At 73.8% G+C, this 20,062-nt stretch carries 15 protein-coding genes; 9 read left to right on the top strand and 6 right to left on the bottom strand.

Going from position 1 to position 20,062, the window contains the following annotated elements; all coding sequences use genetic code 11:
- Nucleotide 1: 1 nt before the first annotated feature.
- Complete coding sequence (locus JOF41_RS20395; protein WP_189224758.1) at nucleotides 2-658, bottom strand: MOSC domain-containing protein; 657 nt, start codon at nucleotides 656-658, stop codon at nucleotides 2-4.
- A 375-nt stretch (nucleotides 659-1,033) separates the two neighbouring features.
- On the opposite strand from JOF41_RS20395, the gene JOF41_RS20390 reads away from it, so the two are divergent.
- Entirely contained in the window at nucleotides 1,034-1,735 is a 702-nt protein-coding gene (locus tag JOF41_RS20390; protein WP_209621203.1) for a hypothetical protein, read from the top strand.
- Nucleotides 1,736-1,822: 87 nt separating this feature from the next.
- On the top strand, nucleotides 1,823-3,040 hold the full coding sequence (locus tag JOF41_RS20385) for a DUF4241 domain-containing protein (RefSeq protein ID WP_209621200.1): 1,218 nt from the start codon (nucleotides 1,823-1,825) through the stop codon (nucleotides 3,038-3,040).
- Between the two features lie 53 nt (nucleotides 3,041-3,093).
- Here the strand turns inward: JOF41_RS20385 and JOF41_RS20380 are convergent, their stop codons facing one another.
- The 5 genes from JOF41_RS20380 to JOF41_RS20360 all read right to left on the bottom strand — a co-directional run bounded on the left by JOF41_RS20380 (nucleotide 3,094) and on the right by JOF41_RS20360 (nucleotide 10,763).
- On the bottom strand, nucleotides 3,094-5,994 hold the full coding sequence (locus JOF41_RS20380; RefSeq protein WP_209621198.1) for a helix-turn-helix transcriptional regulator: 2,901 nt from the start codon (nucleotides 5,992-5,994) through the stop codon (nucleotides 3,094-3,096).
- 152 nt (nucleotides 5,995-6,146) lie between these two features.
- Nucleotides 6,147-6,350 (bottom strand): hypothetical protein, encoded by a 204-nt coding sequence (locus JOF41_RS20375; protein WP_189224755.1) that lies wholly within the window; start codon nucleotides 6,348-6,350, stop codon nucleotides 6,147-6,149.
- A complete protein-coding gene (locus JOF41_RS20370) occupies nucleotides 6,347-9,232 on the bottom strand; it encodes a type 2 lanthipeptide synthetase LanM family protein (protein ID WP_209621195.1) in 2,886 nt (961 codons plus the stop codon). Before JOF41_RS20370 ends, JOF41_RS20375 begins: the two co-directional genes overlap by 4 nt.
- A gap of 116 nt (nucleotides 9,233-9,348) precedes the next feature.
- The gene (locus JOF41_RS20365; RefSeq protein WP_189224754.1) at nucleotides 9,349-9,975 is read right to left on the bottom strand and encodes a hypothetical protein; all 627 of its coding nucleotides are present in this window, start codon (nucleotides 9,973-9,975) and stop codon (nucleotides 9,349-9,351) included.
- Between the two features lie 227 nt (nucleotides 9,976-10,202).
- Complete coding sequence (locus JOF41_RS20360; RefSeq protein ID WP_209621192.1) at nucleotides 10,203-10,763, bottom strand: hypothetical protein; 561 nt, start codon at nucleotides 10,761-10,763, stop codon at nucleotides 10,203-10,205.
- Between the two features lie 119 nt (nucleotides 10,764-10,882).
- Between JOF41_RS20360 and JOF41_RS20355 the strand changes: the two genes are divergently transcribed.
- The 7 genes from JOF41_RS20355 (at nucleotide 10,883) to JOF41_RS20325 (ending at nucleotide 19,993) form a co-directional block, all read left to right on the top strand.
- On the top strand, nucleotides 10,883-11,884 hold the full coding sequence (locus tag JOF41_RS20355; RefSeq protein ID WP_189224752.1) for a LacI family DNA-binding transcriptional regulator: 1,002 nt from the start codon (nucleotides 10,883-10,885) through the stop codon (nucleotides 11,882-11,884).
- A 187-nt stretch (nucleotides 11,885-12,071) separates the two neighbouring features.
- Complete coding sequence (locus JOF41_RS20350; RefSeq protein WP_189224751.1) at nucleotides 12,072-13,424, top strand: extracellular solute-binding protein; 1,353 nt, start codon at nucleotides 12,072-12,074, stop codon at nucleotides 13,422-13,424.
- Nucleotides 13,424-14,293, top strand: coding sequence for a carbohydrate ABC transporter permease (locus tag JOF41_RS20345; protein WP_209621189.1), 870 nt, complete (start codon nucleotides 13,424-13,426; stop codon nucleotides 14,291-14,293). Before JOF41_RS20350 ends, JOF41_RS20345 begins: the two co-directional genes overlap by 1 nt.
- Nucleotides 14,290-15,129 carry a carbohydrate ABC transporter permease gene (locus tag JOF41_RS20340; protein WP_307867476.1) on the top strand — a complete coding sequence of 280 codons (840 nt, stop codon included), beginning with the start codon at nucleotides 14,290-14,292 and terminating at the stop codon, nucleotides 15,127-15,129. The genes JOF41_RS20345 and JOF41_RS20340 overlap by 4 nt, the downstream gene beginning before the upstream one ends.
- 25 nt (nucleotides 15,130-15,154) lie before the next feature.
- Nucleotides 15,155-16,675, top strand: coding sequence for a glycoside hydrolase family 13 protein (locus JOF41_RS20335; protein ID WP_209621186.1), 1,521 nt, complete (start codon nucleotides 15,155-15,157; stop codon nucleotides 16,673-16,675).
- A gap of 9 nt (nucleotides 16,676-16,684) precedes the next feature.
- Nucleotides 16,685-18,880 carry a discoidin domain-containing protein gene (locus JOF41_RS20330; protein ID WP_209621183.1) on the top strand — a complete coding sequence of 732 codons (2,196 nt, stop codon included), beginning with the start codon at nucleotides 16,685-16,687 and terminating at the stop codon, nucleotides 18,878-18,880.
- Between the two features lie 351 nt (nucleotides 18,881-19,231).
- Nucleotides 19,232-19,993: a DeoR/GlpR family DNA-binding transcription regulator gene (locus JOF41_RS20325; RefSeq protein ID WP_189224748.1), complete on the top strand. Its 762-nt coding sequence runs from the start codon at nucleotides 19,232-19,234 to the stop codon at nucleotides 19,991-19,993.
- Nucleotides 19,994-20,062 lie beyond the last annotated feature (69 nt).

Below are 20,062 nucleotides of genomic sequence, written 5' to 3'. Positions count from 1 at the left end.
CTCAGACCGGGTCGGACGCCCGCCGCCCGACCCGGTCGCGCAGGTCCTCGGGCAGCGTGTCGGCGGCCAGCAGGCGGGGCAGCAGCTCCGGCTCCAGGGTCAGGGCGCGGAAGACCAGCCCCATGGTCACGTCGTGGTCCGGCCGCGTCACCACGGTGATCCCGTCACCGGCGCTGACCGGGCCCGGCTCGACCACCCGCAGGTACGCGCCGGGCACGGCCCGCCGGGTGAACGTGCGCACCCAGCCCCGCTGCCCCATCACCCCCGCGAAGGTCCGGCAGGGGATGCGCGGCCGGGTCACCTCCAGCAGCACCCCGCCCACCCGCCACCGCTCGCCCACCAGCGCGCCGGTGACGTCCACGCCGACCGTGGTCAGGTTCTCCCCGAACAGCCCCGGCGGCAGCTCCCGGCCCAGCTCCGCGGCCCACTCGTCCAGGTCCTCGCGCGCGTAGGCGTACACCGCCTGGTCGCTGCCGCCGTGGTGGCGCAGGTCGGAGATGTGGTCGCCGTCCAGTCCGCTGCCGCCCTCGCCGCGCGGACCCGGCTCGCGCACCAGCACGGGGCCGCTCACCGGCCGCTTGCCGATACCGGTGTGGCCGACGTCTGCGTGGTCGGAGTCGAGCCGGGAACCGGTGTTGACGGAGAGCACGTGAGCCATGCGGCAGACGCTAGCCGAGGCCACCCGGCCCGTTCACCCCCGCACGCGCCCCTGCTGCGTCGGCAAGTACTACCCGAGGCCGCTGTGAAGGTCGGCAGCTACTACCCGACGCGGGCGCATTCCTGGTGCGTGGGCAAGTACTACCCGGCAGCGTTGGGAGGGCCGGCAAGTACTGCCCGACGTGCGTGAATGTTGAGTTCGTGGTGTCTGGGGGTTCGACTCGCGGGGGCGACATGCCCGACACGCCCATGGTCGGGTGACACCGGGAACGGGCGTTGGGGGAGGGGTAGGGGGCGAGGTGGTGGCCGTTCGGCGGGTGGGTGCGGGAGGATGGCGCGGATCGCACGCCTCCTGGGGGAAGACATGCGCCGGTGCTTGGTCCTTCTGCTGGTCGGTTGCCTGCTGGTGGGGTGCGCCGAGCGGACCTCGCTGCCCGAGCCGACGCTCGGACCGGTGGCCACGAGCGGTGACGAGCTGGCGACCGCGCTGATCAACCGGTCGGTCGAGCAGAGGTCGGTGCGGTTCACCGCCGAGCAGACCCTCCAGGGGCGGAGCACGCGCGTGGAGGGCGGTCTGGTGCGGGCTCCCGAAGGCCGTTTCGTGTCGCTGTCCTCGCCACCGGTGGAGCTGGTCGTCCTGCCCGGCGCGGCCTTCTCGCGCTCGCAGGGCGGCGGGTGGACGCGGCACGAGCTGGGCGACCCGGTGCCGGTGGTCGAGGTGCCCGTCACCGAGGTGGCGGACGTGGTCGACCCGGTCGTGGTGGTCGAGGCGCTGCGCAGCGGCCTGCTCATGGACAGCGGCGATGAGACCGTGGAAGGGGTGCGGACCAGGCGGTACTCGTTGCAGGTGGACTTGCGGCAGCAGGCCGACCGGACCGAGGACGCCCAGCAGCGGGCGGTGCTGCTCAGCGCTTATGACCGGGGCTTCATCTCGACCGTCGTGGTGTGGGTCGGGCCGGGGGAGTTGCCGGTGCGCGTGGAGCACGTGATGAAGACCCTGGGGGGCGAGGTCTTCGAGAGCCGCACGCACCACTACAGCGACTGGAACGCCGACATCCGGGTCACCGCTCCGGTCTGATCCCGGCGGCGCGGAATCGCCTGCGCGGAATCGCCTGCGCGGAATCGGCGGCGCGGAACTGTCGGTGCCCGGCAATAGGGTGCCGCCATGAGTGCGCGGGCGTCGTTGGACGTCATCTACTGCGAGGGCTGGTCCCCGGAGGACCGGGCGATCGTCGGCAGGCTGTCCGCGGCCACGGCGCGGGAACGCGATCGCGGCGGGCAGCAGTACGCCTTCTGCCTGGTGCGACCCGAGGACGACACCGTGGTCGCGGTCGGCGAGATCGCCAGGGGACGGGGCTTCGCCCGCTGCTGGCACTTCGACGAGCAGGGCAGGCGGCACCGCGCGGTGGAGTACCGCGAGCTGGGCCGCCTGTTCCGCGCGCAGGTCGAGCAGTGGCACTACGACGGCCCGACCTCGCCGGAGTTCGACGAGCGCGCTGATTACGAGCGGTTGTCGCACGAGCCGGACGGCACCGCGACGCGGACGGTGCGGGCGCAGCAGGCGCGCAGCAAGATGGTGCGCCCCGTGCGAGTGCCGGTCGAGGAGCTGTTCAGCGACGTGCCGGGGTTCGGCGACTGGGCGGCGCTGGCCGGCGTGGACGCGGACCTGGTCGAACGCCCGGACGTGGTGGACGAGGAGCCCGTCGAGCCGCCGTGGCGGCCCCCGGTCCCGTTGCGGCCCACCGCCCTGGACCGGGTGTTCCGCTCCGGTGAGCGGTGGGGGCTGCGGGGGGCGGAGGAGGTCGTGGTGACCGAGGTCCGGGACGCGGGCACGGTGCGGCTGATCAGCGGCCGGGTGCTGGCGACCGATCCGGGGTTGCTGTCCGACGGCGAGGCGGCTTTCACCGACACCGTCCCGCCCGGCGACTACCGGGTGGAGCTGGCGGTGGTGCGGTTCGTCGACGACCCGGAGCACGAGCGGGTGGCGGCGGCGAAGCTGGTCGTCTCGGCCGAGCCGGTGGTCTCCTGGCACCTGGCGCTGCGGCCGGGTCAGGACGACCGGCTGCTCGGCGACGGGGAGTTCTACGGCTTCGGCGTCGACTCGGGCACGGCCTGCTTCGTCGACGCGGACGCGGCCGAGGCGCTGGACCCGATCTTCGACCGGTCCTTCGAGGAGATCGCCGAGCGCTTGATCGGCGGCGCCTCGGAGCGGGTGGCCGACCCGGTGTCGGGCGCGGCGCTGGTGGCCTTCGGCAGCGGCTGGGGCGACGGCTCGTACCCGACGTGGGTCGGTCGCGCCGCTGACGGCTCCGTGGCCTGCTTCGTCGTCGACCTGCTCGTCCTGCACCGGGCGACCCCGCAGCCCGCCGTTCCGGTGGGCTGATCCCCGCCCGTGGGCACCACTCGTGGAGGGGGCGGGTGGTGCTCACGAGCGTGTCAGGTGTCCAGGGCGGCTGCGAAGCTGCTCAGCGCCTCGCGGTCGGGCTGCGCGGTCTTGGTGATCAGGCTGGCCACGTGCTTCTCCACGGTGCGCGGCGAGATGTGCAGGCGGGTCGCGATGGCCTTGTTGCCCAGCCTGCCCGCCAGCAGCCGGAACACCTCGAACTCCCGCACGGTCACGCCCAGGGCGCGCAGCTGCCCCGGCACCTGCTCGGACCCGGTGCGCCGCTGCGGCACCGAGGCGCCCGCCTGCCGCAGCAGCCCCCGGCACGCGCTGGCCACGGCGGACCGGCCCGCGGCGTGGAAGTGCTCCTCGGCCGCGCGCAGCCACGGCACCGGCTCGCCCCAGCCCTCCGCCACCGCCGCCTCGGCCACCAGCCGCAGTCCCAGGTGCCTGGCCAGCGGGAACACCGCCGCCGCGTCGCGGCCCGCGCGCACCGCCGCGGCGGCCTCGGCGGCGCGGCCCTCGCGGCCGAGCAGGACCGCGTCGGCGAACTGGCCGAACACCCGGTTCCACCGCAGCGAGGCCGCCGCGAGCGCGGTGACCTCCGCGTGCCGCCGCCGGTCCACCTCGCCCGCCAGCGCGCCCAGCAGCAAGCCCAGGCCGTGCGTGCCGGACAGGTAGAACGTCGAGGGGTGCTCCGCCTCGAACGCGGTGGCCCGAGCCAGGTCCTGCCGCGCCAGGTCGCGGTCCTCCTCCAGCAGCGCGCAGAACGCCCGCGCCAGGCCGAAGCACAGCGGGCGCTCCTGCGAGCCCACCCCGCCCCGCTCGTGGAAGTCCACCAGCGCCGCTTCCAGCTCCGCGCGCTTGCCCTGGTGCGCGGCGGCGGTCGCCCTGGTCATGAGCACGTACCGGGTCAGCGCGCGCAGCTGGAGCCGGTTGGTGGCCTCCCAGCACCGCTGGAGCATGTCCTCGGCGTCCGCGTAGCGGCCGCGCAGCACGGCGTCCAGCGCCAGGATCGCATCCACGTTGTAGGCCACCGCGAGCGCGCCGACCCGCAGCGCCTCCTCGCGCGCTTCCAGCAGCTCGGTGGTGGAGGCGTCGGCCAGCCACCGCATGCCCGCCAGCCGCACGGCGGCGTAGTTGCGCTGGATCGGCATCCCGTGCTCCTCGGCGATGCGGCGGGCCCGCTCGAAGCACGCCGCGGCCTCGCCCAGGTCCCGCTCGCGGGCCAGGATGCCCAGCAGCTGCCACACCTGGCAGCCGACCTGCGGGTCGGTGCTGGCCTCCGCGGCGCGCCGGGCCAGCACGGCGGCGGCCTCGGTCCGCCGGGGGCCGGGCGTGTCCAGCGCCAGGAACGCGGCCACCGCGTCGACCTGCGCGGTCCGCTCGGCGGGCGCGTCCGGCCCGAGCAGCGCGCGCGCCGCTTCCACCTGCGCGTTGCCGTAGTCCCAGCGCCCGGCGATGTGGGCGACGCGGGCGAGCCGGATGTGCAGCTGGGCGCGCCGGGACCGGCTCAGCCCCGCCGCGCTCAGCTCGGCCAGCGCGTCGGTCAGCGCGAAGGCCCGCTCGAACTGGCCCGCTTCCCCCAGCGCGGGCAGCAGCGAGTCCAGCACGTCCGCCCGGATGTCCACGTCGACCTGGCTGGCCAGCAACCGGTGGGCGTGGTCGAGCAGCCGCACCGCGGACCCGGCCGCGCCGTCGGCCAGCGCCCGTCGGCCCGCCTCGGCCAGCAGCGCCCCGGCCTGCGCGCTCTGGCCCGCGTCCAGCCGCAGCGAGGCCACCAGCGGGCACCACTCGCCGGGCAGGTCCGGGTGCAGCCGCTGCACCGCGTCCGCGGTGCGCCGGGACAGCTCCGCGCGCTCGGCCGGGGGCAGCCGGGCCAGCAGCGCCTCGGCGGTCAGCGGGTGGCGGAAGGCGTACCAGTCGGGCACCGGCTCGTCCGGCGTCACCAGCTGCGCGGCCACCCCGGCGTGCAGGTGGCTGAGCACCGCGCGGTCGTCCAGCCCGGTCACCGCGCGCAGCACCGACAGCGGGAACCGGTGCCCCAGCACCGCGGCCACCGACAGCAGCTCGCGGCCCTGCTCGCCGAGCCGGTCGGTGCGGTGGGCGATGCTGCGCACCAGCGCGGTCGGCACGCCGATGCGCAGTTCGCCGAGCACCCGCCAGCCGTCCGGGCCGCGCACCAGCAGGCCGCCGTTGACCATGCCGTGCAGCATCTCCTCGACGACGAACGGGTTGCCCGCACTGTCGTCCCACAGCCGCCGGGCCACCTCGTCGGGCACCCGCGCCGGGTCGACCTCCAGGCAGGAGGCGGCCATCCGGCGCACCTCGTCCTCGGTCAGCCCGCTCAGCTCCAGCAGCGCCCCGGCTTCCCGCTGCGCGGCCAGCCGGACCACCTCCAGCGCCGGGCCGGGGTCGGCGCGGGTGGTCACCAGCAGCACCACCGGCTGCTGGTCCAGGTTGTCCACCAGGTACTCCACGACGGCCAGCGTCTCCGCGTCGGCGTCGTGCAGGTCCTCCAGCACCAGCAGGCACGGCCGCTCGCGGCCCACCGCGGCCAGCAGCCGCAGCACCGCCTCGGCCAGCACCACCAGCGACAGGCCCTCCGGCGCCCCGGTGCCCCACTCCGGCACCAGCCTGCCCAGCGCGGGCTGGTACGGGCCCAGCTCCCGCAGTTCCGGGCCGTCGCCGCCGCGCAGCAACGACATCAGCGCCTCGGCCAGCGGCCGGAACGGCACCATCGGCCCGATCGTGCTGCCACGCCCGCGCAGCACCCGCATCCCCCGGTCGAAGGCCGCTCCGGCGGCCACCCGCGCCAGCCTGGTCTTGCCGATGCCCGGCTCCCCGACCAGGAACACCGCGCGCCCGCGGCGGGCGGCGGCGTCGGCCAGCGCCCGCTCCAGCTCGCGGAGCTCCTCGTCGCGGCCGACGACGACCGGCGCGCGGGTCTGCATGAGCCGACCATAGCCATGCCGACCACGTGCGCGCCGGACTGCCCGCACCCCCAAGAAGCGGGCAGTCCGGCCCCGCAGTCCTCGCCTGGTGGCCCCCACCACCGCACGAGGAGCCCCCCGCGTGAGGCCCCCTCCCCCTCACGCGAGCTCTCTCACACGCCAGGAGCACTCACGGTGGTGTCCTGGAGTCCGGCGGCCACCACGGCGCACGCGCCCATGGCCAGGGTCATCCCGGCCAGCGCGCGGGCCCTCGCCCCGGCTTTGGACTTGCGGCGCAGCACCATCTCCCCGGCGGGGTGGTCGCCGTCCTGCTCCTCCTGCCAGGTGTGGGTGGTGCGCGGGTCGTCGGTCGTCATCGGATCGTCTCCTCGGGCAGTGTCGGTTCCTTCGGGACTTCGAGCAGGAGCACGGAGGGCACCCGCTCGGGGAAGCCGAGGCGGAGCAGGCCGTAGCCGATGCCGGACAGGCCGGTGAGCAGGCCCGCCGACGGCACGCCGCCAGGGGTGCCGCACCGCGCTCCGTACTGCTCCAGCGCGCCGAGCACCAGGCCCGCGCGCCGGGTCCGGGCCGCCGCGGCCCGGTCGTGCCCGCGCTCGGCCAGCGCGGTGAGCGCTTCCACCACGCCCAGCTCCCCGTGGCACAGGCTCAGGTCGCGCAGCGGTTCGTGCACCGCCAGCGCGTTGAGGCAGCGGTCGAGGTGCAGCGTGTGGGTGTCGACCGGCTGGTCGGGCGGGGCCAGGTGGGCCAGCACCGCCCCGGACAGGCCCGCGCACCAGCTGTGGTCGGCTTCGCCCACGTCCAGCAGGCGTTGCCGCAGCGCCCGGTCGGCCCGCAGGTGGGCCCGGCCCGCCGCGGCGTGCCGGGACTGGCCGCCGGAGCGGGCGTGGCGCAGCAGCGCCCAGCCCACGCCCGCCCGGCCTCGGGCGAAGCCGTCGCCGCCCGCGTCGGCCGCCAGCAGGCGGTCGGCGTAGGCGTCGGCCAGTCGCCCGGCTCGCGGTGCGCCTCCCCCTTCGCGCACCGCGACCATCGCGGCCAGTCCGCCCGCCCAGCCCTCGACCAGGTCCGGGGCCTCCTGGCCCGCCGCCTCGACCTCGGCGGCGACGTCCACGGCGGCGCGCAGCCAGCCGGTGATCTCCGCGTCGCGCAGCAGCGCGGCCAGCCGGGCCAGCGCGTAGCAGACGCCGCCCATGCCGTGGAACGCGCCGCTGCCCACCGCCACGGCCAGCTCGGGGTCGTCGGTGAAGCGGCGCAGCAGGTCGGGGACCGGCGCGAGCGCGGCGCGGGCGAACTCGGTGTAGCGCGACGCGCCGGTCAGCGCGCCCAGCTGGGCCAGGAACAGCGCGACACCGGTGTAGCCGGTGGACAGGCCCGCGCCCATCGGCGCGACCGCCCAGTACCGGTCGTCCACCAGTTCCAGGCCCAGCCAGTTGGCCCGGTGGCCGTCGGTGGCGGCGCGGGCCAGCACTTCGTCGGCGAGGCCGCACGCGGCGACCAGCAGCCGCTGCGGGTCCGGCGCGCACGCGGCGACCGGGCCGGGCAGCGGCTCGCCGCCTCGGTGCCGCACCGGGCGGGGTCTGCTGGCCAGCGCGGCGCGGATCACCCACTGCTGCTCGTGCCGGTCGACCTCGTCCAGCGCGGCGACCTTGCGCTCGGCGGCGGCCAGCCCGGACTCCGGCAGCAGGTCCGGCAGGCGCTCGCCGGTCGAGGTCCACACGTCCCGGCTGCCGGGGCGGGTGGTGAACAGCGGCACGTCGCCCGCCCACAGGTCGGCCAGCTCGTGCGGCACCAGCGCGCTCAGCACCTCGTCGTCGGACTCGTCGCGCAGCAGGGCCAGCGCCAGGTCGCGGTCCTCGGCGCGGCGCAGCACGTCCGGGTGCGTCGACTCGTCCAGCAGCATGCCGTAGAGGCGGGTGGCCCTGGGCACGAACCGCGCGGGCGCGTCGGCGAACCGGCGCAGCAGCCCGTCCGGGCCGATCAGCCGCGCCCGGTGGTCGTAGAGCACGTCGTAGCCCAGCCGGAACCCGGCCAACAGGGCGCACTCGTAGTCGGCGGGTTCGGCGTCCCGCCCGCCCACACGGGGCCGGTTGTGCGCGGACGCGGTGGGCGCGGGCACGCGCACCAGTCGCATCCGGTCGGTGCCCTCGTCGGCCCACGCGGCCACGTCGGCGGGGAAGCGCTCGGCGGGGTCGCCGCCCACCCCGCCGACGTCGTGGGCGCCGTGCTCGCCCAGCAGCACCCGCGGCAGCACGGCGGTGCGGTGCACCGACCGGGCCAGCGTCCACGCGGCGGGGTCGGCGGGGACGCCCGTCGTCGGGTGGAACAGCGTCTCCACGTCGACCAGGACCGGCTGGTCGCCGCAGGCGATGAGGTTCTCGTAGTGCATGTCGGTGGCGTCCACCGCGTGCAGCAGCGCCAGCAGGCCGCCCAGCCGCCGGTAGAACCGGCCCACCTCGGCCACATCGGCGCACGGGGTGTGCTCGACGAACTCCAGCCAGCCGTACCCGTCGCCCGCCACCGCCGCCACCGGCCGCAGCCCCAGCCCGGTGTGCCCGTCGAACCAGCGCAGCAGCTCGGTGAAGCGGGCGTGCAGGTGCACCGGGCGCGGCTTGTGGACCACCCTGCGGCCGTCGGCGAACCGCAGCACGCTCACCGAGCAGCCGCCCGCGTGCGAGTCGCCGAGGCCGGTCTCCACGGCGACCAGCGCGCCGGGGTCCACCCCGCCCAGCAGCTCGGCCACGATCCGCGCGCGGTCGGCGGCGAACCGGTCCAGCAGGTCGCGGTGCGCCCGCACCGCGTGCAGGCAGGTCTGCCCCAGCAGCCGGGCCAGCACCGGGTACTCGGCGAACAGCTCGGGCAGCCGCACGGTGGAGACGAAGTCGGCGAAGCGCTGCCGGGGCGTGCCACCGGACAGCTCGCCCGCCACCCGCCGCAGGTTCAGCTCCAGCACCAGGGTGCGGGCGGCGATGCGGACCAGCCTGCCGCTCAGCCGCCGCGCGAAGTCGTCGTCGAGCCGCCGGTCCAGCGCGGTGGCCGCGCGCACCAGCGGGCGCAGCGCGAAGGCGAAGCCCTCCTCCCAGGTGCCGCCGGGGAAGGCGGCGTGCGCCGCGGTCGCGGTGGCGCGTTCCACGAACGCGGCCCACGCGGGCCGCCCCCCTGGGACGGCCTGGTCCTGCGGTGTCCCGCGCACGCCGCAGGACCACCACGTCGCGGCGGGCCGGTCTACGGCGGAGTGAGTCACAGTGACAACGTGGCACGTCCGCGGCGCGCGCACATGGGGGCTGCGCCCCCACATTCCGCGCCCCGTTCGCCCCCGCTGTTGCCTAACCCGAACGGCAGGCCGCTGTCCGGCGGACTTCACCACCCGCGCTTGGACATCGACCGGCCCAGCGACCCGAGCAGGCACAGGGCCAGGCCCACGACGAACAGGACGGCGCCCCGCGTCAGGACGTCGAGGTCGGGCGGCAGCGGGCGGCCCACCTCGTCCCGCCCCGCCGACATCGCCGTGGCCACGTCGAAGACCAGCAGGACCAGTCCCCCCAGCGCGCAGAGGGCGCCCAGCGCGGTCGCCACCTTGACCCACGCGGGAGCGCCGGAGTAGTTGCCGGGGTGCTCGGTGGAGCGGGACCAGCTCTTGTTGATGACGCCGCCGTGGGTCGCCTGGTCGCCCGAGCCGAAGTGCTGGACGTTGGTGCGCGCCCGCACCTGGTTGACCAACCGCCTGCCACCCGCCTGGTCCAGCCGGGCGACGATCGCGGCGATCTCGTCGGCGAAGCCCCGGTCCACCGCGGCGACGTTCTCCACCGCCCTGGCCACCCGCCCCCGCGCGGCTTCGTCCGCCGGGTCCGCTTGGAGGTCCTGCACCGCTCCGCCGCCGAGCCTGCGCACCACCCGGTCGTAGAGGCTCTTGAGGCCGTCATCGATCCGGTCGTTGACGAACCGCCCGGCCGCCTGGGTCATGAGCACGGCGAGATAACCCACCACCACGCCACCATCGATCAACGCCGCCCCCCGTTCCGGACCGCGCGAGGCTTTCCAGGAGCACGTCTGCGGAGGTCACTGTAGCGCCACTGACCTGCGGAAATGTCGATCGTGGACGTTTTTCACCCAGGCGGTCCAGCAACGTCCGAGCATTCCCGCGGAAATCGTGAGCCGTGCTTTCGCGCCATTGGGTCCACGACCGGCGGGACCGGCCTTCCCGCCGGGTGCGGTCAGCGCTGGGCGCAGTTGGGCGCCTGCGGCACGGCCCGCTGGAACTGCTCGGGCAGCGAGACCACGGCCAGCTTCTCCACGCCCTGGGTCATCCCGGTGACGGCCTCGGTCATGTTCTTCATGACGCCCTCGAACACCTCGCCGGTCAGCTCGGGGGCGTTGTCGACGGCTTCCCTGGCTGCGGCGAACTTGTCCCGCGCCTCGGCCAGCGGGGTGGTGATCAGCTCCACCGAGGTGTCAGCGGCCGGGTCCGGGGCGGGGGAGAGCTCGGCCAGGTCGTGCAGCGCCACGTCCAGCACGTCGACCACGCGGCCCAGCGACTCGCTCATCGCCTGCTTCATCCGGGCCGGGTCACCGGTCGGCTGGCCCGCGCTGACCGAGCCCGCGGCGATGAGGTAGTTGGCCACCCCGCAGAACTTGTCCACCCAGCGCACGACCTCGTCCGGAGCCGCCGCGGCGGCGGACGACGTCACCGGTGCGGCCACCGGCTTGCCCGCGACCGGTGCGGCGCACCCGGCGGACAACAGCAGCGCGCTCACCAGCAGCACCCACCTAGTCATGGGGGAGTTGTACCCCACGGATCACCCGGTAGGGGATAGAAGCGGAGAACGGGGACGGGGGACGCAAACGAGTGCAAGCCTGCGCAAGTGGGCGACAAATCCTGCCCTATAGTTGCTCCATGACGCAACGGCGGTTGGCAGAGGTGGCCGCGAAGGTCGGCGTGAGCGAGGCGACCGTGAGCCGGGTGCTCAACGGCAAGCCCGGCGTGTCGGACGCTACCCGGTCGGCCGTGCTGACCGCGCTGGACGTGCTGGGCTACGAGCGGCCGACGCAGCTGCGCGGCGAGCGCGCCCGGCTGGTCGGGCTGGTGCTGCCGGAGCTGCAGAACCCGATCTTCCCGGCCTTCGCCGACGTGGTGGGCAACGCGCTGGCGCAGCGCGGGTTCACGCCGGTGCTGTGCACCCGGACCGCGGGCGGTGTCTCCGAGGCGGACTACCTGGAGCTGCTGCTGGAGCAGCACGTGTCCGGGGTGGTGTTCGCGGGCGGGCAGTACGCGCAGGCCGACGCCCCGCACGAGCACTACCGGCAGATGGCGCGGCGCAAGCTGCCCGCGGTGCTGGTCAACGCCGCCGTGGAGGACCTGGGCTTCCCGCGCGTGTCCTGCGACGACGCGGTGGCCGTCGAGCAGGCGTTCGGGCACCTGGTGGCGCTGGGGCACACCCGGATCGGCGCGGTGCTGGGGCCGACCGACCACGTGCCGTCGCGGCGCAAGCTGGCCGCGCTGGTGGCCTGCGCCGAGCGGGCGGGCGTGGAGCTGGCCGAGGAGCACGCGATGTTCTCCCTGGAGGGCGGCCAGGCCGCGGCCACCCGGCTGCTGCAGCGCGGGGTGACCGCGGTGGTGTGCGCGAGCGACCCGCTGGCGCTGGGCGCGATCCGCGCGGTGCGGCGGCAGGGGATGCGGGTGCCGCACGACGTGTCGGTGGTCGGCTACGACGACTCGGCCTTCATGACGTGCACCGAGCCGCCGCTGACCACGGTCCGCCAGCCGATCGAGGCGATGGGCCGGGCGGCGGTGGAGTTGCTGGCCAACCGGATCGCGGGCACCGCCGTGCCGGACGAGGAGCTGCTCTTCGAGCCCGAGCTGGTGGTGCGCGCCTCCACCGCCCCGGCGCCCCGCTAACCCGTGAGAACGTCCAGGACCCCCGAGTTCGCCGCTCGGGGGTCTTCGGCATGCCGGGGTGGACAGGACTTGCGACTCGGCGGCGGCTCTCTGTCACGAAGTTGCGAGATTTCGTACAGATCTTGCGAACACATGTTCGGCGGATTTACCGTGTGCGCCTCACCACACCCGAGGAGGGTCCGCCACCATGAACTCATCCAGCCTCCGCAGAGCGGCGGGGTTGCTGCTGGCAGGCAGCCTCGGCCTGACCGCCGTCGCGTGCTCGGGCTCCCAGCCGTCCGGGGGTGGCGGCAAGGTCGTGCTCTCGATCAACGGACAGCCGCCGCAGACGCAGGCCTTCGAGCGCAAGGTCTTCGACGAGGACGTGGCCGAGTTCGAAGCCGCCAACCCCGACATCGACATCCAGCCCCACGAGGGCTTCATGGACCCCAAGACGTTCTCCGCCAAGCTCGCGGGCGGCCAACTGGAAGACGTGTTCTACGCCTACTTCACCGACCCGGCGCAGCTCATCGCCCGCCGCCAGGCCGCCGACATCACCGCGCACGTCAAGGACATCCCGCACTACTCCGAGATCCGCCAGGAGCTGCGCGAGGTCTTCAGCGCCGACGGCAAGGTCTACGGCGTCCCCACCGCCAACTACGCCATGGGCCTGCTCTACAACCGCGAGCTGTTCACCAGGGCGGGCCTGAACCCCGACCAGCCGCCCGGGACCTGGGCCGAGGTCCGCGAGGCCGCCAGGAAGATCGCCGCGCTGGGCGATGGCACCGTCGGCTTCGCCGAGTACAGCAAGAACAACCAGGGCGGCTGGCACTTCACCGCCTGGAACTACTCGCTGGGCAACCGGATCGCGCGCCGGGACGGCGACAAGTGGGTCGCGGACTTCGACAACGACAAGGGCGAGCAGGTCCTCCAGCACCTCAAGGACATGCGCTGGACCGACAACTCCATGGGCGACAAGCAGCTGCTGGTCCTGGAGGACGTGCAGCAGATGATGGGCTCCGGCAGGCTGGGCATGTACCTGGCGGCCCCGGACAACGTGCCCACCATCGTCAACCAGTTCAAGGGCGACTACAAGACCTACGGGCTGGCGGGAATCCCCGAGGGCGGCGGCACGCTCATCGGCGGCGAGGGCTACATGGTCAACCCCAAGGCCACGCCGGAGAAGGTCAAGGCGGCCATGAGGTGGCTGGGCTGGAAGTACCTCAACCCGGACCGGTTCGAGAAGAACCTCCAGCGCTACCAGGAACAGGGGCAGCCCGTGGGGTTGCCGGTGCCCCCGGTCGCCGACATCTGGACCGGTGAGATCCGGGCCCAGCAGGCGGCGCTGAAGCAGAAGTACGCCACCATGCCGGTGAGCAACTTCCAGTCCTACGTGGACTCAACGGCGGAGGGGCTGATCGAGCCGCCCAACGCCCAGCAGGTCTACGCAGTCTTGGACAACGCCATGCAGGCCGTGCTCACCAACCGCGACGCCGACCCGACCGCCCTGCTGGCGGAGGCCGAGGCCAAGGTGAACCAGGTCCTGGCGCAGGTGAAGTGATGCGCCGCCGCGTCGCGGAGAACCTGACCGCCTACGGGTTCCTCACCGCCGCGCTGATCTGCTTCGCGGTGTTCTCCTGGTACCCCATCGCGCGCGGGCTCGTGCTGGGCTTCCAGCAGGTCGACTTCGTCAACGACCCGGTGTGGGTCGGCTGGGAGAACTTCGAGCGGCTGTTCGCCGACCCGCTGTTCGCCGTGGCGTGGCGCAACACCCTGCTGTTCACGGTGCTGGCGCTGGTGTTCGGGTTCGCGGTGCCGTTCGGGCTGGCCGTGGTGCTCAACGAGCTGCGGCACTTCAAGGGCTACTTCCGGCTGGTGGTGTACCTGCCGGTGATGCTGCCGCCGGTGGTCGCGGCGCTGGTCTGGAAGTGGCTGTACGACCCCGGTCCCGGCCTGCTCAACACGGCGTTGCGCGGGCTCGGGCTGGAGGGCCTGGGGTGGCTGGACGACTCGGGCACGTCGCTGCTGTCGCTGGTGCTGGTGGCGACCTGGGCCAACCTCGGCACGGCCACGCTGATCTACCTGGCCGCGCTGCAGTCCATCCCCGGCGAGCTGTACGAGGCCGCGGAGCTGGACGGCGCGGGCGTGGCCCGGCGGCTGTGGCACGTGACCGTGCCGCAGACCCGGTTCGTGCTGCTGGTGCTGTTGCTGCTGCAGGTCGTGGCGACCATGCAGGTGTTCACCGAGCCCTACATCATGACCGGCGGCGGACCGGAGGACTCCACGGTCACCGTGCTGCTCCTGCTGTACCGCTACGCCTTCTACTACAACGACTTCGGCACGGCCAGCGCGCTGAGCCTGTTGCTGCTGCTCGTGCTGGGCGCGTTCTCCGCGCTGTACCTCAGGATCACCAGGAAGGCGGAGGCGTGAGGACGCTCATCGCGCCGGGACGGCACCGCGCGGGCTACTGGGTCGCGCTCGGCGCCACCACGCTCGTGCTCACCGCGGTCTTCGTGCTGCCCCTGGTCTGGGTGGTGCTGTCGGCGATGAAACCGGCGGCGGAGCTGGCCCGCGTGCCACCGACCGTGCTGCCGCGGACCTGGGTCCCGCAGACCTACGCCGAGGCGTGGCAGCTGATGGACCTGGGCAGGTACTTCCTCAACACCGTCGTCGTGGCGGTCGGCGCGTGGGCGGTGCAGCTGGCCGTGGACGTGCCCGCCGCGTACGCGCTGTCCCGGCTCAAACCGGTGCTGGGCAGGGGAATCCTGGCCATGATGCTGCTCACGCTCATGCTGCCCGCGGCCGTGCTGCTGCTGCCGACCTACCTGACCATCGCCGACCTCGGGCTGATCAACTCGCCCGCGGCCATCTGGCTGCCCGCCGCGGCCAACGCGTTCAACATCTACCTCCTCAAGAGGTTCTTCGACCAGCTGCCGCGAGAACTGCTGGAGGCGGCCAGGATCGACGGCGCGAGCCAGCTCACCCTGCTGTGGCGGGTCGTGCTGCCGCTGTCCCGGCCGATCCTGGCGGTGGTGTCGATCTTCGCGGTGGTCGCCGCGTGGAAGGACTTCCTCTGGCCGCTGCTGGTGTTCCCCGACCCGGCGCGGCAGACGCTCAGCGTCGCGCTGCAGCGCTTCGCCCCGGACACGCCGGTCAACGTGCTGCTGGCCGCTCTGGTGCTGGCCAGCGCGCCGATGGTGGCGCTGTTCCTGCTGTTCCAGCGGCACGTCCTGGCGGGCCTGACCACGGGCGCCGTGAAGGGCTGACCCCACTACCCAGGGAGGAAACCACATGAACTGGTGGCGCGGTGCGGCCATCTACCAGGTGTACCCGCGCAGCTTCGCCGACGGGAACGGGGACGGCATCGGCGACCTGGCCGGCCTGCGGCAGAAGCTGCCCTACCTCGCGGAGCTGGGCGTGGACGCGGTCTGGCTCAGCCCCTGGTACCCCTCGCCGCTGGCCGACGGCGGCTACGACGTCGCCGACTACCGGGACGTCGAGCCGGTGTACGGCACCCTGGTCGAGGCGGAGAAGCTCATCGGCGAAGCCCACGAGCTGGGCATCCGGGTGATCATCGACATCGTCCCCAACCACTGCTCCGACCAGCACCCGTGGTTCCAGGAGGCGTTGCGCGGCAAGGGGCGCGACCGGTTCTGGTTCCACGAGGGGGACGCGCCGCCCAACGACTGGCAGTCCCGCTTCGGCGGCCCGGCGTGGAGCCAGGCCCCGGACGGCAGCTGGTACCTGCACCTGTACAGCCCTCAGCAGCCCGACTTCAACTGGGACCACCCCGAGGTGCGGGCCGAGTTCGAGGACGTCCTGCGGTTCTGGCTGGACCGCGGCGTCGACGGGTTCCGCATCGACGTGGCCGACGGGCTGGTCAAGGACTTCAGCAGGCCGGACGCCGACGCGCCCTACTCCGACCAGGACGGCGTGCACGAGATCTACCGGTCGTGGCGGCGGGTGCTCGACGCCTACCCCGGCGAACGGGTGTTCGTCGGCGAGATGTGGCTGCCCGACCCGGTGCGCTTCGCCCGCTACCTGCGCGCGGACGAGCTGCACTCGGCGTTCAACTTCGACTTCCTGTGCTGCCCGTGGGAACCGGCCGCGCTGCGGTCGTGCGTCGACGCCACGCTGGCCGCGCACGCCCCGGTCGGCGCGCCGCCCACCTGGGTGCTGTCCAACCACGACGTGACCCGGCACGTCACCCGCTACGGCCGCGCGGACACCTCGTTCGACTTCGGCGACCGGCAGCACCTCGCGCCCACCGACCTGGAGCTGGGCACCCGGCGGGCCCGCGCGGCGGCGCTGCTGACCACCGCGCTGCCCGGCTGCGTCTACGTCTACCAGGGCGAGGAGCTGGGCCTGGAGGAGGTCGAGGACCTGCCCGACGAGCTGCGCGAGGACCCGGTGTGGGAGCGCTCCGGCCACACCGACCCCGGCCGCGACGGCTGCCGCGTCCCGATCCCGTGGGGCGAGGACGGGCCGAGCTGGCTGCCGCGGCCGGAGTCGTGGCGGGAGCGGTCGGTGCGGGCGCAGTCCGGCGACCCGGACTCGATGCTCAGCCTCTACCGGGAGGTGCTGCGGCTGCGCCGCGCCGAGCCCGCGCTGGGCGACGGCGACATGGCGTGGCTGGACCTGGGGCCGGAAGTGCTGGCGTTCACCCGCGAACCCGGCTTCGCCTGCGTGGTCAACCTCTCCGCCGCCCCGGTCGCCCTGCCCGAGCACCGCGGCGTGCTGCTGTCCAGCGGTCCGCTGGCCGACGGCGCGCTGCCCCCCGACACCGCCGCCTGGATCAGGTACACCCGCTAGGAGACGACGATGTCACGGACAACCCTGCCGATGGCCGCTGTGGTCGCCGGTGCGCTGGCGACCACAGCGGTGGTCCTGACGACGACGACACCGCCGCAGCGGCCCGCGATCGAGCTGACCGCGGGCGGCAACGGCGCGACGGTGCCGTTCACCGAGCACGAAGCCGAAGCGGCGGCCCACAGCGGAACCCGGATCGGCCCCGACTTCACCCAGGGCACCCCGGCCTCGGAGGCGTCCGGGCGCCAGGCCGTCGCCCTGGACGGCCGGGGCGAGCACGTCGAGTTCACCCTCACCCGGCCCGCCAACGCGATCGTGCTGCGCTACAGCGTGCCCGACGGCTCGTCGGGCAGCGTGGCGGTCTACGCCGACGGGGCCAAGCTCAAGGACCTGCCGGTCACCTCCGAGTACAGCTACCTCGACACCCCCTGGATCGCCGGTTCCAGGACCCACCACCTGTTCGACGAGTCGCGCCTGCTGCTGGGCCGCGACCTGGCGGCGGGCGCGAAGGTGCGCGTGCAGCTCGACGCGGGCAGCGTCGGCGCGATCACCGTCGACCTCGCCGACTTCGAGCAGGTCGCCACACCAGCCACCCGACCGGGCAACTCGGTGTCCATCGCCGAGCACGGGGCCACCGCGAACGACGGCTCGGACGACACCGACGCCATCCTGCGCGCCGTCGCGGCGGCCAGGTCCCAGGGCCGCGAGGTGTGGATACCGGCGGGCACCTTCGAGGTCGGCCGCGCCATGGCCGTGGACCAGGTCACCATCCGCGGCGCGGGCATGTGGCACTCGGTGCTGCACAGCAACAACCCGTTCCGCAACGACGGGCAGGTCGTGGGCAACATCCGGCTGCACGACTTCGCGGTGCTCGGCGAGGTGACCGAGCGGGTGGACGACCGCCCGGACAACGGCTACCACGGCCCGCTGGGCGCGGGCTCGGTCATCTCCGGGTTGTGGCTGCAGCACCTCAAGGTCGGCGTCTGGACCATGAGCGGCACCACCAGCGGCGCGGTCATCGAGAACAACCGCTTCCTCGACCTCGCCGCGGACGGGTTGAACTTCAACGGCCGCGTCACGGACTCGGTGGTGCGCAACAACTTCCTGCGCAACACCGGCGACGACGCGCTGGCCATGTGGTCGCTGGGCGGGGCCGACGTGCGGGACACCTTCGAGAACAACACCGTCGTCCAGCCCAACCTGGCCAACGGCATCGCCATCTACGGCGGCACCGACATCACCGTGCGCGGCAACCTGGTCCGCGACACCAACGCGCTGGGCAGCGGCATCGCCATCTCCAACCAGCACTTCATCCACGACGGCACGTTCGCGCCGCTGGCGGGCACCACGACGGTGGCCGCCAACACGCTGGTGCGCACCGGGGCGATGAACCCCAACTGGGGCCACCCGCACGCCGCGATCCGGGTGGACTCCTACGACCGGCCGATCACCACCCCGGTCGACCTCACCGGCAACCGGATCGTGGACAGCCCCTACAGCGCGCTCCAGGTCGTCGACGGCGGCGGCAAGGGCAACGCGGTGACCGACCTCGACGTCAGCGGCGCCGAGGTCGACGGGGTCGGCACGGTCGTGCTCCAGGCCGAGACCACCGGCCAGGGCCGTTTCACCGACGTCGTGGCCACGCGGGTGGGCACGCGCGGCTTCTACAACTGCGCCTACCCGTCCGGGACGTTCACCATCAACCGGGGCGGCGGCAACTCCGGGTGGGACAGCCAGTGGACCGACTGCTCGTCGTGGCCGCCGCGCGACGACCCCGGCGGCAGCCTGCCCGGCGGGAACCTGGCCCTGGGCAAGCCGGTCGTCGCAGGCGGCTACACCGACGTGTACCGGCCCGCCAACGCCGTGGACGGCGACGCGAACACCTACTGGGAGAGCGTCAACAACGCCTTCCCGCAGACGATCACGGTCGACCTGGGCGCGGTGACGGCGGTGCGGCGGGTGGTGCTGAAGCTGCCGCCGTCGGCGAGCTGGGGCGCGCGCACGCAGACGCTGTCGGTCTCGGGCAGCCCGGACGGCTCCTCCTACGGCGTGGTCGTCGGCTCGGCGGGCCACCGGTTCGACCCGGCCACCGGCAACACCGCCACGATCGCGGTGTCGGGCAGCCACCGCTTCCTCCGGCTGACCTTCACCGGCAACACCGGCTGGCCCGCGGCCCAGCTGTCGGAGTTCGAGGTGCACGCCACCTGACCCGCGCCCTCAGCCACCACGGGTCGAGCGTCCGGACACCGTGAACCGAGCGTTCGGGCGCCACGGGTAGTACTTACCGGCCTTCGCGGGCACGCCGGGTAGTACTTGCCGACGTGGTGGGGGTGGGCGGGATTCGGGCCCGCGGAGCGGGATCGGGCCGTGATCGGGCCGGGATCGGTGCCCAAACGGGCACCGATCCCGGCTTTTCTGTGGGTTCGGGCCTGAGAATCGGGCGGAATTCGGGCACGCCTGCATCGGGTGTGGTGCTGGCCACACCGTTTTCGCAAGTGTTAAAACTCAGGTGTCGCCCGATCGGGCGACGCACCGGACCGAGCGGGCGAGGAGGCGGTCGTGCGGGCTGACGAGCGCAAGCGGCGCATCCTCGCCAGGGCGCGGGCCGACGGCCGGGTGGACGTCGCCGAGATCGCGGCGGAGCTGTCGGTGGCGCAGGAGACCGTGCGGCGCGACCTGCGGATGCTCGACGAGCACGGGCTGGTCCGCCGGACCCACGGCGGGGCCGTCCCGGTGGAGAGCGCCGGGTACGAGACCGGGCTGAAGTTCCGGTCCGCGTCGATGGTGCCGGAGAAGCGCCGCATCGCCAGGGCCGCCGCCGACCGGCTCGGCGACGCCGAAACCGTCTTCATCGACGAGGGCTACACCCCCCAGCTCATCGCCGAGGCGCTGCCCACCGGCAGGCCGCTGACGGTGATCACCGCGTCGCTGCCCACCGCCGCGGCGCTGTCGGAGTCGCCCTCGGTGACCGTGCTGCTGCTCGGCGGCCGGGTCCGGGGGCGGACCCTGGCCACGGTGGACCACTGGGCCACCCGGATGCTCGGGGAGATGGTCGTCGACCTCGCCTACATCGGGGCCAACGGCATCTCCCGCGAGCACGGTCTCACCACGCCCGACCCCGCGGTGGGCGCGGTGAAGGCGCAAGCGCTCGCCGCCGCCCGGCGCCGGATCTTCGTCGGCGTGCACACGAAGTTCGGCGTGGCGAGCTTCCACCGGTTCGGCACCGTCGCCGAGCTGGAGGCCATCATCACCGACTCGGCGCTGCCCGCGGGGGAAGCGCACCGCTACGCCCTGCTGGGCCCCAAGGTCGTCCGGGCCTAGCCGACCCACCACAACCGCCACCACAGGACCCGATCCGCACGGGGCCTTGGTCCAGCACGTCCCGAGGAA

The sequence above is a fragment of the Saccharothrix coeruleofusca genome (assembly GCF_017876325.1).
Classification (GTDB): Bacteria; Actinomycetota; Actinomycetes; order Mycobacteriales; family Pseudonocardiaceae; genus Actinosynnema; species Actinosynnema coeruleofuscum.
Note: the sequence above shows the minus strand (reverse complement) of the source record. Positions and strands in the feature narration are given on the sequence as shown.